The organism is Microbacterium sp. Nx66, from assembly GCF_904066215.1.
Classification (GTDB): Bacteria; Actinomycetota; Actinomycetes; order Actinomycetales; family Microbacteriaceae; genus Microbacterium; species Microbacterium meiriae.
Map to the genome: position 1 here is coordinate 2,892,324 of NZ_LR880474.1, position 13,520 is coordinate 2,905,843.

The window sequence follows — 13,520 nt, forward strand, 5'->3', positions numbered from 1 at the left end:
GGAGGCCGGGGTCAAGGACGTCGCCGGGGTGGGCGGGACGGACGACCCTGACCGCATGACCTCCGGAGCCATGCCCCGCCCCGACCGGCGCCTGCTGCTGTCGGGCTTCCTGTTCGGCTGCGGGATCGCCGCCTCGATGATCGACCTCTTCGTCTTCCACCTGGTGCTGCACTGGCACCACTTCTACGATCTGTCGACCCCTGACGTGGCCCTCGTCTCGGACGGGTTCTTCCATGCGTTCGGCTGGTTCATCACGATCCTCGGCGCCTTCCTCCTCGCCGACGTCCGCCGTCGTGGCCCCGTGCGATGGACGCGCTGGACGGGCGCGGTGATCACCGGGGTCGGGTTCTTCCAGCTCTTCGACGGCGTGGTCGATCACAAGCTCCTCGGGATCCACCAGATCCGCTACGGCGTCGACCTCGTGCTCTACGACACCGTCTGGATCGTGTCGGCCGTCCTGTTGCTCGCTGCAGGGATCCTCATGGTGTGGCGGACCCGCCCGGACCCGGCGCGGTGACGGCCATGCGCGAGGGTCACGACGGACACCACGGACCGCCCGAGACGCCGGGCATCGACACCGACGCCGTCGGAGGCGGGATCGATCTGCTCGCGCCGGTCGCGCTCGTCGCCCTCCTCGCCGCAGCCGTTCTCTATCTCGTCGGGTTGCGGCAGACCCGGGACCGCAGCCCCTGGCCTCGGCCGCGGACGGCCGCCTGGATGGCGGGTCTGCTCTGCGCCGGAGTCGGCATGGTCGGACCGTTCGCCGCCCTGGCCCACAGCAGCTTCCCGGTGCACATGGCCGGGCACGTGCTCGTGGGGATGCTGGCGCCACTCCTCCTCGTGCTCGGGCGGCCGGTCACGCTGGCCCTGCGCGCCCTCCCCGTGCCGCGGGCGCGCACTCTGTCCCGAGTGCTGCGCAGCGGCCCGATCCGGGCGCTCACGCATCCGGTGGTCGCCGGCGCCCTCAATGTCGGCGGTCTCTGGCTCCTCTACGCCACACCGCTGTTCCCCCTGATGCACGCCTCACCATGGCTGCATGCCGCCGTGCATCTTCACGTGCTGCTGACCGGATACCTGTTCACGGCGAGCATCGTGGGGCTCGATCCGGATCCGCACCGCGCGTCGGTAACCGTGCGGGCCGGGGTCCTCATCGTCTTCGTCGCCGCGCACTCGATCCTCGCCAAGTGGCTGTGGGCCCACCCGCCCGCTGGCGTCGACGTCGGGGACGCTCGGATCGGCGCGGAGCTGATGTTCTACGCCGGTGACGCGGTGGACGTGCTGCTCATCGTGCTGCTGCTCCGACAGTGGTTCGTGGCGACCCGACCGCGGGATTCGGCTCAGCCGCAGAACGAGGAGAGCCCGTCGTGGAGGCGTTCGATCGCCTCGACGGTCTCCGGAGCCTGAAGGTCGGTCATGCCGCCGAGCTGATCGGCGCCGGAGCGGATGAGGTCGCCGAGCTGTCCGTCCATGCCGTCGGCGACGCGGTCGAGCGTGGCGACGAGGTCGTCGCGGGCGGCGTCGAGCTGCTCCGCGGACACGTCGCCCTGCGCGAGCAGCGCCTGGTACTGGGCGTATGCGTCATCGAGCGTGGCGCAGGTCTCCACGACCGGGACTCCGAACGCGTCTCCGGCAGCCTGAGTGACCTGGGCGCACCCGGCCAGAAGACCGGCGGCGAGCAGCAGGGGGACGATGGCGATTCGGCGCATGACCCGAGGGTAGCCGCGCCGCCTGGGGCGCGGCTGACCCTCGGGCGGTGCGGCGGTCAGCCGCCGGACGGGTTCTCGAGGGGCTTGCCCTCGTCGTCCGTCGTCTCACGCTCGAGCACGTCGTCGGTGCTCTCGCCGCTGTCGTCGGGAGCGCCGCCGGAGGCCGTGTCGGCTTCCTCGTCGGCGCCGGGAGTGCCCTGCGTGTTCTGGGGGTCGCTCATGCTCTCCTCCTCTGTTCGTTCCGACGACCGTATGCGCGCCGGCCCCGGCGACGCAGGGGGTTGACCGGGGACACCGCGACGGCCACACTGCCGGCGCGCCGGGGCGTCATCCCTGCGTCCAGAGCCGTTCGATCGGTACCGTCCGTCCGAGAATGCGCTCGGCCGCGCGATGCCCGGAGAACACGGCCGCCGGCACGGTCGCCGGGTCGTCGGTCCAGGTGGCTTCGCCCGCCAGGTGCAGCACGCCGCCGACCGGGGTGGCGAGGTCGTCGTGATCCGCGGTGGTCGACCCGACCGTCATGTACGCGTAAGACCCGTGCGCGAACGGATCGTCCTGCCAGGCCGTGCGATGCAGGCCGATCGGATCCGGGATCCCGTCCCCGTACAGCCGGCGGAGCTGGACCATGATCGAGGCCTGCACCTGGTCGTCGCTCCAGTCCCTCGTCGCGACGGCCGCGGGCCCTGCGGCGAAGGTGAGCAGGAGCGGCTCGTCGTGCAGCGCCGTGAGGTCGTACCAGGAGTGCCACCACCGTGCCTCGGGCCCCTGCTGCCGGAACGCGTAGACCCCGTCTTCCCAGAACCGGGTGGGGAACCGCAGGAAGACCTTCTCGAAGGCGTTCATGCGCAGCCGTCCCAATGCCTCGGCGTTGACGGGCGGCAGCGGAGGCACGATCTCCATGGTCCCGGACTGCAGCACGCCGACCGGGACCGTGACGACCGTCGTATCGCCGGAGAACTCCCCGCGCGAGGTCCGCGCCCAGACGCCGTCCTCGCTCCAGTCGACGCGGGTGACGATGTGCTCCAGCCGGACGTCCAGCCCTTCGGCGAGGCGCTCCGGGAGCACCCCGTACCCGTCCGGGAACACGACCTCGTCGCCCGCGATCGCGTCGTCGTCGAGGCCATGCGCGGCGAGGTCCTCGATCCACGCCCCGTACTGCTCCTCGGCGCGATGCTCCAGGTATTCACGCACTCGCTGTGCGCGGTCCGCGCTCCACTGCCGGCGTGAGAGCACCTGGTCCGTGACGTCGCGGTAGGAGGCCTCGGGGCCGGAGGCGGCGATGACAGCCGGCAGCGCCTCGTCCACCGCGTGGACATCCGCGGCGAAGGCGCGCGCCTCCTCCGCCGAGAGCGGGCGACCGTCGGGACCGTGATACGCGATCGGCCGGCTGTCCACCTGGAACCCGCCGACGGTGAACTCCACGGTCCGCATGCCGAAGGCCTCGGCGGCGGCAGCCACCGGGCTGCCGTCGACACCGTGGATCCACGAGGCGCCGAGATCGACGATGCCGTCGGTCCGGTCCGTATGCACCCGGCCGCCGACCCGGTCGCGCGCTTCGAGCACCACGACCGTCCGCCCCTCGCCCTGCAGCAGCCGCGCAGCGGTCAAGCCCGCCACGCCCGCGCCCACGATCACCGCGTCGACCTGCTCCATGCGCCCCTCCTCGCAGCCCCGCCGCACGGAGCCGTGCCCCGACGATAGCCCAGGCGGGCGGGCATCGACAGGGTGGCGGGGCCTCTGCGTCAGGCGGCGTGCTGGATGACCCCGAGCAGGGTGCCGTCAGGGTCGAAGAACTTCAGGAAGAGAGCGAAGCCGCCGTCGTCGAAGCTCACGACATCGACGCCCTCTGCCGCGAACCGCTCCGCGAGGGCGTGGACCTCGGTCGTGCGCAGGAAGAAGATCGGCCGCTCCTCCCCCGCCACCGTCAGCTTCATCGGCGCGTGCCCCGGCGCTTCCCAGAGCATGAGGTCCGGGCCACCCTCGGCCCGGAGCATGGCGCTCGTGCCGTAGTCGGTGAGGACGCGGAAGCCGAGCAGGCGCTGGTACCACGCGATGGACGCGGCCAGATCGGCGACGGGCAGCTGGATGTGGTCGAGTCCGGTGAGGACGGATGCCATGTGGGAAACCCTCCGTGGTCGTGTCCGTTCACCGTAGCGCTCCCCACCGACCACACCGCCGACCGGATGACAACCCCCTGGGCGCTGCAGGCGGAACAGCGCACCCTGGGTCCATGAGCCACCACCCCGATGACATCAAGCAGCCCCTGGACCACCTCCCCCCGGCGGATGAGCGGGACAAGGCCGTCGAGATCGACGAGCCGCACTATCCGACGTCCGGCGCACCCGCCGACAGCCCGGACGTGACGCCGGAGACGGCGGCAGAGCCGGACAAGCCGAACCGCCACGGCGTGGACAAGCTTCCGCCCACGTCGCGCTGACCCGTTCCGCCCGTTCCTCAACTATTGTTGAGGTCTACGGAAGGGCGGCGGATGGAACCCGACGATCTCCTCCCGATCGGAGAGGTCACCCGACGCACGGGCGTCGCCCCCTCCGCGCTGCACTTCTACGAGCAGCTCGGTCTCATCGCCTCGACGCGCACGCCCGGCAACCAGCGGCGATATCGCCGACACATGCTGCGCCGGATCTCCATCATCGTCGTGGCCAAGCGCATCGGCATCCCGCTCAGCGAGGTGCAGGAGCTCTTCCAGACCCTGCCCGTGGACGCGCCGCCCTCGCACGGCGACTGGCGCCGCGTGGCCAAACGCTGGCGCGCCGAGCTCGAGGAGCGACGGACGCAGCTCGAGCATCTGCAGCGCGAGCTCGCGGGCTGCATCGGTTGCGGCTGCCTGTCCCTCAAGGCCTGCCGCCTGCTGAACCCCGAGGACGCCTTGGGCGAGAACGGTCCCGGCCCTCGCCGCATCTGAGACCGGGGACCTCCGCCGCGACCGCTGGACGAAGGTGGGGTGTTGCGAATCCGGGATAGGTGAGACCGTAGAGATATCCCCACCAGCGATCAGCGTGGTTGCGCCTCTTGGCAACGGGTTCCTGTGGTGATGGAACGAAGGATCCATCCAATGGGCAAGTTCATCTACGAGGGCGGTCCGAAGGTCGAGATCGAGGACCGCGCTCTCACACATATCCAGCTCGTCATGATGACGAAGCTCCGGCGCGGAGAGCCGATGCCGTTCTCGTGGAAGGAAGACGCCTCCGTCGGCGGCGGCCGGACGACAGTCTGGGTGCACGCGAACGCGAACATCGTGTTCAAGTTCTTCGGCAGCAGGCCCCCGGCCATCAACCGGCGGTGGGTGGACGCTCTGGCGTACACCGCGAACACGACGAACGGTCTGTACCTGGTGCCGGAGCCGACCGAGACGAGCAGTGCCTCCCGGCAGCTCGCGGACCTCACCGTCTGACACCGGCTCCGCCGACGCGGAGGTCGCAGGCCCGAGGACTCAGTCCTCGAGGTCGGCGTCCTCCGCTTCCGCTTCCTCCGCCTCCTCCTGGGCCTTCTCCGCCTCCTTCTCGGCGCGCTCCTGAGCCTTCTCGGCCTTCTTCTGCGCGTCCTCCTCGGCCTTCCGCTGCTCCTCGGCGGCCTTCTGCGTGGCCTTCTCCGCGGCCTCCTGAGCCTTCTCCGCCTTCTTGTCGGCCGGCACGCCGGGCCCGGGTTCCGGTGCCGCGGGCGGAGCCTCGGCCGGTGTCGACGGCTCTTCCCCGTCTTCCGGGACGGTCACGGGCACCACGACTGCCGGCGTGGGCGATGAACGAGGGCTCGGCTCGGTGTCGACAGGCGTCACCGCGGGATTCGGGTTGAGTGCCCCCGCCGCCCAGAGCGTTCCGGCGACGGTGAGCGCCACCGCGACCGCGACCGCGCCGGTCAGGAGCCCGCGGCGCCGCCGGACGCGCTGCGTGCGAGGGGCCTGGGCGCGGAGCATCGCCCCCTCGGCAGACGGACGAACGGGAAGCACGCGGGTCTGCGTCGGGGGCGCGGAGGGGCCGGTCGGTGTCCGATCCGCGAATGCTGCGGCGGCGATGGGGGCCGGCACCGGCGGGCGGGGCGGCAGCGAAGGATCCTGTGCGAGCGCGGACACCGCCGCGAAGACGCCGGCGGCGCTCGGCCGGTCCTCGGGATCCGTGGCGGTCATCCGCTGGAGCAGCGCGGACCACGCCGGACCCACGGATTCCGGGATCGTAGGCGGCTCGATCAGGCGGGCCAGGGTGGCCCCGATCCCCTCCGCCTCGGCGAACGCGCGCTCTCCGGTGAGCGCTTCGCGCAGGACCAGCCCCAGTGCGTAGATGTCGGCGGCGGGCGCCGGCGCCGCGCCGTTCAACTGCTCCGGCGCCAGGTACGCCGCGGTCCCGATCACCGTCCCCGGAGACGTCAGCCGGGCCGCGTCCACGAGCACCGAGATCCCGAAGTCGGCGAGCTTCGCGCCCGATCGGCTCCCGGCGAGAGAGCGACCCGTGAGCAGGACGTTGGAGGGCTTGATGTCGCGGTGCACGATGCCCGCGCCGTGCACGACGTGCAGGGCCTCCGCCAGGTCGGCAGCCAGCGCCGCCACCTCGTCCGAAGGAAGCGGCCCCTGGGCGATCCGCGCCGCGAGGGTCGGCCCGTCGATGAACTCCATGACCAGGTACTCGGCCCGCCCGGGATGCAGCTGCGCGTCGTACAGCGTGACCAGCGCGGGATGGTTGAGTGAGGCGAGGACGGTCATCTCGCCACGAGCGCGCTCGGACGCGGCCCCCTCCTCCGTCTCCGCACGCAGCATCTTGATGGCCACTGTGCGCCCGAGCAGCGAGTCCTCGGCGCGGTACACCCGCGCCATCCCGCCCTGCCCGACGCACTCCCGGAGGTGGTAGCGACCATCGAGCAGCGCCTCCGTGGGAAGCGAGTCATCCGTCATCGTCGAGTCCTCCTGCCACGGCGTCGGGAGCGCCACGGCGAGGCCACTCTAGAAGCGTGGCCGGAGGTCGTCTCGGGCCTTGACAGCGGGGCGGTCGATCGGGAGGTCCTCGCCCGCGGGAGAATGGGACATATGCCCGCGCGTTCCCCTCAGCGACTGCTCCACTCCGTCCGCCGGCTGCTGCACACCGATCCGTCCACCGTCGCCCACACCGAGGCGATGCCCGTGATCGACGAGCACACCGTCCCGCGGGTCCTCGATCTCGCGACGCGCATCGGGGAGTCGATGTTCGCGGTCGGCGCCTCCGCCCACGAGGTCACGCTCGCGATCACCCGCGTGTGCGAGGCCTATGGACTCAAGGGCGTGCAGGTCGACGTGACCTACAACTCGATCACGGTCTCCTTCCATCTCAGCGGGGAGGTGTGGCCGGAGACCCTCGTCCGCGTGGTCCGCGTCGCCGCCCCGGACCACGCCAAGCTGCAGCGCGTGCAGGCGCTCGTGGCCGACATCGACGGCGGCCTGGACCTGGAATCCGCGCGCACCGCCTTCCGCGTCATCCGCCGCGTGCCCTTCCGCTATCAGCAGCCCGTGGTGATCGTCGCACGGGCGCTCCTCGCGGTCGGGGTGAGCATCATGCTCGGGGCCTCTCCGCTCATCGTGGGTCTCACGTTCGTCGCGGCCCTGGGGGCGGCGCTCACCCAGGCGGGCCTCGCCCGGCTGCGGGTGCCGCTGTTCTTCAGCCAGATCGCCGGGGGCCTCGTCACCACGGTCGTCGCGGTGGCTGTCTCGGCGCTCGGCAGCGCGGGGATCGAACCGTTCGTCGGCATCCGTCCGTCGATCATCGTCGCCTCGGGCATCGTGCTCATGCTCGCCGGGCTCACCGTGGTGGGCGCGGCGCAGGACGCCATCGACGGCTTCGCGCTCACCGCCGGCGGGCGCATCCTCGACCTGACGATGCAGACGCTCGGCGTGGTGATCGGCATCCTCGTCGGGCTGGAGCTCGGTGGCGTGCTGGGCTTCACGATGGAGCTCCCGGACGACCCGGCGCCGTTCGGTCCCCTGCTCAACCAGTTCGCGGGGGCCATCATCATCGCGGTCGCGGTGGCCGTGTTCAACGGCGCCGGGATCCGCATCATCCTCGTCAGCGCCCTGCTCAGCGCCGTCACCCTCGCCGGGTACGCGGGCACCGTCGCGCTCCAGCTGCACCCGGCCGCGGCGAGCGCGGTCGGAGCATTGCTGGCGAGCTTCATCGGCATGCTCATCGCACACAACCTGCACGTGCCCTCGGTCGCGGTGACGACGGCGGCGATCGTCCCGCTCGTCCCCGGCGTCGCGGTCTTCCAGGGCCTGCTCGAGGTCGTGCACGCGGCGGGCACCTCCACCGGGATGCTGACCGTGGGCGGATCGCTCATCGACGCCGCCGTGATCGGCATCGCCCTCGCCTCCGGCGCCTCCCTCGGGCTCTACCTCGGAACGCCGGTGCGGGCGACTCTCGCCGGGGTGGCGAAGACCAGGGCGCGCGTGCGCCGCTGACCCGACGGCGTCATCCCGTCGAGGAGTCGGCGGCGAGGTCGAGCACCCACTCGTTGACCGTGAGCTCGGCCCCGCGGAAGTCCTCCGTGATCGTTCCCCGGCGAGTGAACCCGCCGCGACGACACACGGCGTTCGACGCGGGGTTGTCGACCGCGGGGAACGCGAGCAGGAGCCGCCCGTCCCCCACTCGACCACGGAGCACGTCGACGAGCAGAGCGAGAGCGCGGGCGGCCACCCGCCGGCCCTGCGCGGCAGGCAGCACGAACCAGCCGGTCTCCCACGCGGGCTCGTCCTGCCACGTGATCCGCCACGCGCCGATCGAGCCGAGAGGCTGCCCCTCGTCGTCGATGATCGCGAACATCAGGGCCTCGCCGTCTGCGACGAGACGCAGGTACCTCTCGTGACGCGCCTGCACCTCCGCCGCGCTCTCCGGCCCGTTGAGGTGCACCGTCATCTCCGGGGTGTTCGCCGCCCGCAGGAGAGGGAGATCGTCGGCCGACCAGGGCCGGAGGCTCAGTGTGTCCACGCGCGCAGCCTTGCACGCCCCACCGACACCGGAGACGACGATGCGCCCGCCGCGGGCGGATCCACGGCGGGCGCATCAGTGGGCGGTCAGTGGCCGCCGAGGTCCCTGACCAGCTCGGCCTCGTCCTCCTTGGACAGCGAGGTCTGCACGACGGTGCCGTTGTACGGGGCGAGCGCCTCGGCGAACTTGTCCTCCGTGAGCTTGAGGGCGTAGATGACGACGGCCGACTTGCCGGCCGTCACGGTGGCCTTGACCCGGTCGCGGAACTCGGCGTCGATGCCGGTCTTGTCGAGACCGGAGAACAGGGCCCCGAGCAGGCCGCCGAACACCAGGCCGGCGACCGGGATGAAGAACAGGATGCCGATCAGCGCGCCGAACAGGGCACCAGACGCGACGCCCAGGCCGATCCTGCTCCCGGCGCCCGGGTACTCCACCTTCGTCTTGCCTTCCCCGTCGACCTTCACGAGCGCGAGGCCCGCGAGCTCGACGACGAGGTCGTCCTGCAGGGCCTGGACGCGGTTGTAGGCGCCCTCCGCGTCGCTCTCGGTGTCATAGGAGATGACGATCAGTTCAGCCATGGTTTCCTGCTTTCGGTTGCGGTCGGAGATGCTCTCCACGCGCGCAGAGGCACCGGTCTTCGCCACCGACCCTAGGCGCGCCCCTGGGGACACGACAGAGCGGCGAGCGATGTTCACCCTGGTGACTCCGCGCGGCGATGTCCGTGGCCTGGCCTACGGTCGCTGTCGTGCCCGAGTCCGTGCAGCAGTGGTGGGCGAGACGGCAGTTCTCGCGCGGACTCGACGTGCCTTACGCGGTCGGGACGTACCGGGCGGCGTGGGCGGCTTACCCCGAGCTCATCCGGCAGTACCACCCGGAGCTCAACCACGGCATCGTGCTCTCGCAGATCCCGCTGGCCGCCGATGTCCTGCTCTGCTGGGAGTGCGCCGTCGGGCACCTGTTCGCGGCGACGCCGACCGAGCAGCGCGAGCGTCCGGGGCGGGTCCGACGGCGCTCGTCCTGGTGTCCGGAGTGCGCGGCGCTGGCGCGGCCGCAGCCGGTGATCCTCGGAGAGGCGCGTGCGCTCCCCGCCCGTCCGAAGAAGCCGGCACCGGCGCTCTGCACCAAGACTCCTGCGCTGCCGACGGGAACCGCGTTCCTGAGCGCATGCGCTCCGAAGCCGGCCTCGGCGGCGGAGGGGAAGCTCCGGCAGGCACTGGCCGAACGGCTGGTGTTCCCCGACGAGCTCAACGCGATCAAGGTCGGGCGGCCCTTCTTCCGGCATACGGAGGTGTGGCCCGACATCCTGCTCCCCGAGCTGCGCATCGCGGTCGAGTACGACACGGTCGGCCGGCACGGGCTGGAGCACGTCGGCAAGCGGGAGGAGACGGACCGCCGGAAGGACCGCGCGGTCCGCAGCGCCGGATGGGAGGTCGTCCGGCTGCGCATGGGGAAGCTGGAGCCCCTGGGCCCGTTCGACCTTCCCCTCGCCTCCGTGGGCACAGCCGGGATCACCCGGCTCATCGACCGGCTCCGCGACATCCGCGGCGCCCTGATGGTCGACGCCTATCTGCGCTGAACCGCTTATCCCCTGCTCGAGGATCGACGCAACCCCCGTGCCGGAGGGTGCCGACGACGACAAGATGTCCTCATGAAACTCGTCTCCTACGCCGGCCAGCAGCTCCTCACCTCTGACGACGTCGCCGAGACGCTCCTCACCCTCGCGGCCGCGATCGCCAGCGAGGGCGAGTCCGAAGCGGTGGAGATCCCGATCCTCCTGGACGGGGAGAAGGACTGGGCCGATCTGCTCGTGGGTGTCGGCAACGATGTGCTCGTGAGCCCCCACCACACCGCGGACCCCGAACCCGACTTCGCGACGGAGGTCGACGAGCTGCGCGCGCATCGCCACTTCCCGAAGACCACGGGCGATTCGTCATCGCGCGGAGACATCGACATCCCCGCACTCTCCGACTTCGACATGGGGCACGGTCTCTGACCGCACCGCCGTGCGCGCGTCCCGGCGACGCGGATCGGCCTGGCGCACCCCGTCGAGGAGGGCGATCCCGTGGTCGGCCGCCGCGATCAGCCCGGCGTCGTGCGTGACGCAGATCACGGTCGCTCCGCGCTCGGCCTCCTCGCGCAGCACGGCCCGGATCCGCTGGACCGATTCCGCATCCAGAGCGGTCGTCGGCTCGTCCAGCAGGAGGACCGCCGCGCCTGCCGCCAGCCCCTGAGCCAGCAGCACCCGCTGCTGCTGGCCACCGGAGAGCTCCGCGAACGGACGACGCCCCAGAGCCTGCACGGCCGTGCGTTCCATCGCCGCCTCGACCGCGTGGCGCGCACGCTGATCCCGCCGCCGGAAGGCGCCGAGGCGCCCCCACGTACCCACCTCCACGACATCTCGCGCCGTGAGCGGCAGGCCGGGAGGCACCACGGCGCGCTGCGGCACGAAGGCGATCCGGCCCGTCACGCTCCGCCGCCCTCGCGTCGGTGAACGCACGCCGGCGACGACCTCGAGAAGGGTCGACTTCCCGGCGCCGTTCGGGCCGGAGACGGCGACGACCTCTCCGACTCCGATCGACAGGGTGAGGTCGCGCAGCGCATCGCGCTCCCCGAACCACACGGAGACACCGTCCAGGCACACCGAGGGGTCGGTGGTCGATGAGAGCGTCGTCATATCTCCAGTTTATGAATTTGATAATCATTCTCAACTACGCATAGGCTCGCGTTCCGTGACCTCCTCGTTCTCCGCCCTCCTCACCCCGTTCACGCTCGAGTTCTTCCAGCGCGGGCTCCTCGGCGGCGCGCTCGTCGCGGTCCTCTGCGGGGTCGTCGGCACCTGGGTCGTCGTCCGAGGGATGGCGTTCCTCGGTGAGGCACTGGCCCACGGGATGCTGCCCGGTGTCGCGCTGGCGACAGTGCTCGGGGCTCCCGTCCTCGTGGGCGGAGCGCTCAGCGCCGTCGCGATGAGCATCGGCATCGGCGCCCTGCAACGACGCGCCCGGCTCTCCTACGACACGAGCATCGGTCTGCTGTTCGTCGCGATGCTGGCTCTGGGCGTCATCATCATCTCCCACTCGGGGAGCTTCGCCACGGACGCGACGGCCATCCTGTTCGGCGACATCCTCGCCATCACCCGCGCCGATCTCCTCCTGCTCGCCGCAGCCGCGGCACTGGGAGTGATCGCCGCCACCCTCTGCCACCGACCGTTCGTCGCGCTGGCCCTCGACACCCGGATCGCGACGGTGCTCGGGCTCCGTCCGCGGTGGGCCCAGGCGGCCCTGGTCGGGCTGGTGACCCTCGCGGTCGTGGCGTCGTACCAGGCGGTCGGCTCGCTGCTCGTCGTCGGTCTGCTCCTCGCTCCGGCGGTCGCCGCCGCACAGTGGACGTCGCGGCTGCCCACGCGCATGGTCCTGGCCTCCGCGTTCGGGGTCGCCGCGGTCCTCGTCGGGCTCCTCGCGTCCTGGTACGCGGCCACCGCGGCCGGAGCGTCCGTCGCCGCCGCCGCGATCGGGCTCGCCGGCCTCTCCTGGGCGGTGCGGGCCGCCGTGCGCACACGGCATCCGTTCGCCGACCGGGCCGCCCATCCCGACCCTGCTCCCGCCTCCTGACCCGTCTCCGAAAGGTTCTCGTGCGCTCCCGCCTCCTGCCCCTCATCACTCTCGCCGCCCTCTCCCTCGCCCTCACCTCCTGCGCCGGTCCCGCGGCGCAGAGCCCGGCCGCGCCCTCGACTCCCGCGGACGGGCACGGCGCGATCGCCGGAGCGGAAGAGGTCGCCGAACCGCAGCTCGGCCTCACGACCGTCGACGACGCGGGTCGGGTGACCCACCTCGACCTCCTGGATGAGAGCGTCACCGACATCGGTGCGGTCGCCGCCCCCGAGGGCATGGCCACCGATGGCCGGTACCTCTTCGCGGACACCGGCGACGGCGTCGAGGTCGTCGACAGCGGCGTCTGGACATGGGACCACGTCGACCATTTCCACTACTACCGGGCGGAGCCCGCGCTGCTCGGCACGGTCGAGGGCCACGGCACGGCAACGGTCGCGACGACGAACAGCTCGACCACCGGCGGCACGGGGATCTCCTTCTCCGGATCCGGTGACGCGGTCCTCCTCGATACGGAGGCCCTGTCGAAGGGGGAGATCCGTGAGCTGTTCCGCATCGAGCGCACTCCCCACGCGGGTCTGGTGGTACCGGTCGGGTCGTTCGCCCTCGTGACCGAGGCCGATGGTGAGGCGGGCGGATCCGTCGTCGGCCACACGGCACACGGCGAGCGCACCGGGCTCCGGGAGAGCTGCGTCGCGCCGAGCGGCACGATCACGACCAGGGTCGGAGCGGTGATCGGCTGCGCCGACGGCGCCCTGCTGGCTCACGTCGAGGACGGCGCCGTCGTCGTCGACCGCATCCCGTACCCGGAGGACGCGCCGGCCGGAGCCGTGACGTCCTTCCACAATCGTGAGGGGCGCCCCACGGTCGCCGGCCTCGCCGGGCCCACCGACATCCGCATCCTCGACACCCGGGCCCGGGCCTGGACCCTCCTCACCGCTCCGGCCCCACTCGTGCAGGTGACAGCCGTCGGCGATGAGGACGACACCCTGCTCGCCCTCGCGGAGGACGGCCGTGTGCTCGTGCTCAGCGCGCTCGACGGGGCGGTGCGAGCGGAGACGGCGCCGCTGGTGGCGGAGTCGGTGGCGGGGGGAGCCACCCCGGTCCTCATCGCCGACCAGCACCGTGCCTACCTCAGCGGCCCGGCGGAGCACCGGCTGTTCGAGATCGACTACGCCGACGGCGCCCGCGTCGCGAGGACCTTCGACACGACCGACGCCCCGGCCTTCGTCGCCGAGACGGGGCGCTGA

The 13,520-nt window shown here is 71.7% G+C and carries 18 protein-coding genes; 10 read left to right on the plus strand and 8 right to left on the minus strand.

The features are described 5' to 3' along the window. Positions 1-55 precede the first annotated feature (55 nt). Complete coding sequence (locus tag MICNX66_RS14000) at positions 56-517, plus strand: DUF2243 domain-containing protein (RefSeq protein WP_187662374.1); 462 nt, start codon at positions 56-58, stop codon at positions 515-517. Beyond that, positions 487-1,404 (plus strand): cytochrome c oxidase assembly protein, encoded by a 918-nt coding sequence (locus MICNX66_RS14005; protein WP_232089097.1) that lies wholly within the window; start codon positions 487-489, stop codon positions 1,402-1,404. The genes MICNX66_RS14000 and MICNX66_RS14005 overlap by 31 nt, the downstream gene beginning before the upstream one ends. On the opposite strand, the gene MICNX66_RS14010 is transcribed toward MICNX66_RS14005, so the two are convergent. The 4 genes from MICNX66_RS14010 to MICNX66_RS14025 all read right to left on the minus strand — a co-directional run bounded on the left by MICNX66_RS14010 (position 1,338) and on the right by MICNX66_RS14025 (position 3,823). Then, a complete protein-coding gene (locus MICNX66_RS14010; RefSeq protein ID WP_187662375.1) occupies positions 1,338-1,706 on the minus strand; it encodes a hypothetical protein in 369 nt (122 codons plus the stop codon). The genes MICNX66_RS14005 and MICNX66_RS14010 overlap by 67 nt on opposite strands. A gap of 56 nt (positions 1,707-1,762) precedes the next feature. Next, positions 1,763-1,927: a hypothetical protein gene (locus MICNX66_RS14015; protein ID WP_164498166.1), complete on the minus strand. Its 165-nt coding sequence runs from the start codon at positions 1,925-1,927 to the stop codon at positions 1,763-1,765. Positions 1,928-2,033: 106 nt separating this feature from the next. Next, positions 2,034-3,359, minus strand: coding sequence for a flavin monoamine oxidase family protein (locus MICNX66_RS14020; protein WP_187662376.1), 1,326 nt, complete (start codon positions 3,357-3,359; stop codon positions 2,034-2,036). 89 nt (positions 3,360-3,448) lie between these two features. Further along, the gene (locus tag MICNX66_RS14025) at positions 3,449-3,823 is read right to left on the minus strand and encodes a VOC family protein (protein ID WP_187662377.1); all 375 of its coding nucleotides are present in this window, start codon (positions 3,821-3,823) and stop codon (positions 3,449-3,451) included. Between the two features lie 113 nt (positions 3,824-3,936). Between MICNX66_RS14025 and MICNX66_RS14030 the strand changes: the two genes are divergently transcribed. The 3 genes from MICNX66_RS14030 (at position 3,937) to MICNX66_RS14040 (ending at position 5,118) form a co-directional block, all read left to right on the plus strand. Then, entirely contained in the window at positions 3,937-4,143 is a 207-nt protein-coding gene (locus MICNX66_RS14030) for a hypothetical protein (RefSeq protein ID WP_025102541.1), read from the plus strand. Between the two features lie 51 nt (positions 4,144-4,194). Continuing rightward, complete coding sequence (gene soxR / locus MICNX66_RS14035; RefSeq protein ID WP_060922707.1) at positions 4,195-4,629, plus strand: redox-sensitive transcriptional activator SoxR; 435 nt, start codon at positions 4,195-4,197, stop codon at positions 4,627-4,629. A gap of 150 nt (positions 4,630-4,779) precedes the next feature. Further along, the gene (locus tag MICNX66_RS14040; protein ID WP_187662378.1) at positions 4,780-5,118 is read left to right on the plus strand and encodes a DUF7882 family protein; all 339 of its coding nucleotides are present in this window, start codon (positions 4,780-4,782) and stop codon (positions 5,116-5,118) included. A gap of 39 nt (positions 5,119-5,157) precedes the next feature. Here the strand turns inward: MICNX66_RS14040 and MICNX66_RS14045 are convergent, their stop codons facing one another. Continuing rightward, on the minus strand, positions 5,158-6,642 hold the full coding sequence (locus MICNX66_RS14045) for a serine/threonine-protein kinase (RefSeq protein ID WP_232089098.1): 1,485 nt from the start codon (positions 6,640-6,642) through the stop codon (positions 5,158-5,160). Between the two features lie 96 nt (positions 6,643-6,738). On the opposite strand from MICNX66_RS14045, the gene MICNX66_RS14050 reads away from it, so the two are divergent. Next, positions 6,739-8,139 carry a threonine/serine ThrE exporter family protein gene (locus MICNX66_RS14050; RefSeq protein ID WP_187662380.1) on the plus strand — a complete coding sequence of 467 codons (1,401 nt, stop codon included), beginning with the start codon at positions 6,739-6,741 and terminating at the stop codon, positions 8,137-8,139. A 10-nt stretch (positions 8,140-8,149) separates the two neighbouring features. Here the strand turns inward: MICNX66_RS14050 and MICNX66_RS14055 are convergent, their stop codons facing one another. Continuing rightward, positions 8,150-8,665 carry a GNAT family N-acetyltransferase gene (locus MICNX66_RS14055; RefSeq protein WP_187662381.1) on the minus strand — a complete coding sequence of 172 codons (516 nt, stop codon included), beginning with the start codon at positions 8,663-8,665 and terminating at the stop codon, positions 8,150-8,152. 86 nt (positions 8,666-8,751) lie between these two features. After that, entirely contained in the window at positions 8,752-9,243 is a 492-nt protein-coding gene (locus MICNX66_RS14060) for a DUF1269 domain-containing protein (protein ID WP_187662382.1), read from the minus strand. 167 nt (positions 9,244-9,410) lie between these two features. On the opposite strand from MICNX66_RS14060, the gene MICNX66_RS14065 reads away from it, so the two are divergent. Next, on the plus strand, positions 9,411-10,241 hold the full coding sequence (locus MICNX66_RS14065; protein WP_232089099.1) for an endonuclease domain-containing protein: 831 nt from the start codon (positions 9,411-9,413) through the stop codon (positions 10,239-10,241). 72 nt (positions 10,242-10,313) lie between these two features. Continuing rightward, positions 10,314-10,658, plus strand: coding sequence for a hypothetical protein (locus MICNX66_RS14070; protein ID WP_187662384.1), 345 nt, complete (start codon positions 10,314-10,316; stop codon positions 10,656-10,658). Here the strand turns inward: MICNX66_RS14070 and aztA are convergent. Next, on the minus strand, positions 10,596-11,339 hold the full coding sequence (gene aztA, locus MICNX66_RS14075; protein WP_187662385.1) for a zinc ABC transporter ATP-binding protein AztA: 744 nt from the start codon (positions 11,337-11,339) through the stop codon (positions 10,596-10,598). The genes MICNX66_RS14070 and aztA overlap by 63 nt on opposite strands. Positions 11,340-11,394: 55 nt before the next feature. Between aztA and aztB the strand changes: the two genes are divergently transcribed. Both aztB and MICNX66_RS14085 read left to right on the plus strand, forming a co-directional pair. After that, on the plus strand, positions 11,395-12,273 hold the full coding sequence (gene aztB, locus MICNX66_RS14080; RefSeq protein ID WP_187662386.1) for a zinc ABC transporter permease AztB: 879 nt from the start codon (positions 11,395-11,397) through the stop codon (positions 12,271-12,273). Positions 12,274-12,293: 20 nt separating this feature from the next. Continuing rightward, positions 12,294-13,520 (plus strand): ABC transporter, encoded by a 1,227-nt coding sequence (locus tag MICNX66_RS14085; RefSeq protein WP_187662387.1) that lies wholly within the window; start codon positions 12,294-12,296, stop codon positions 13,518-13,520.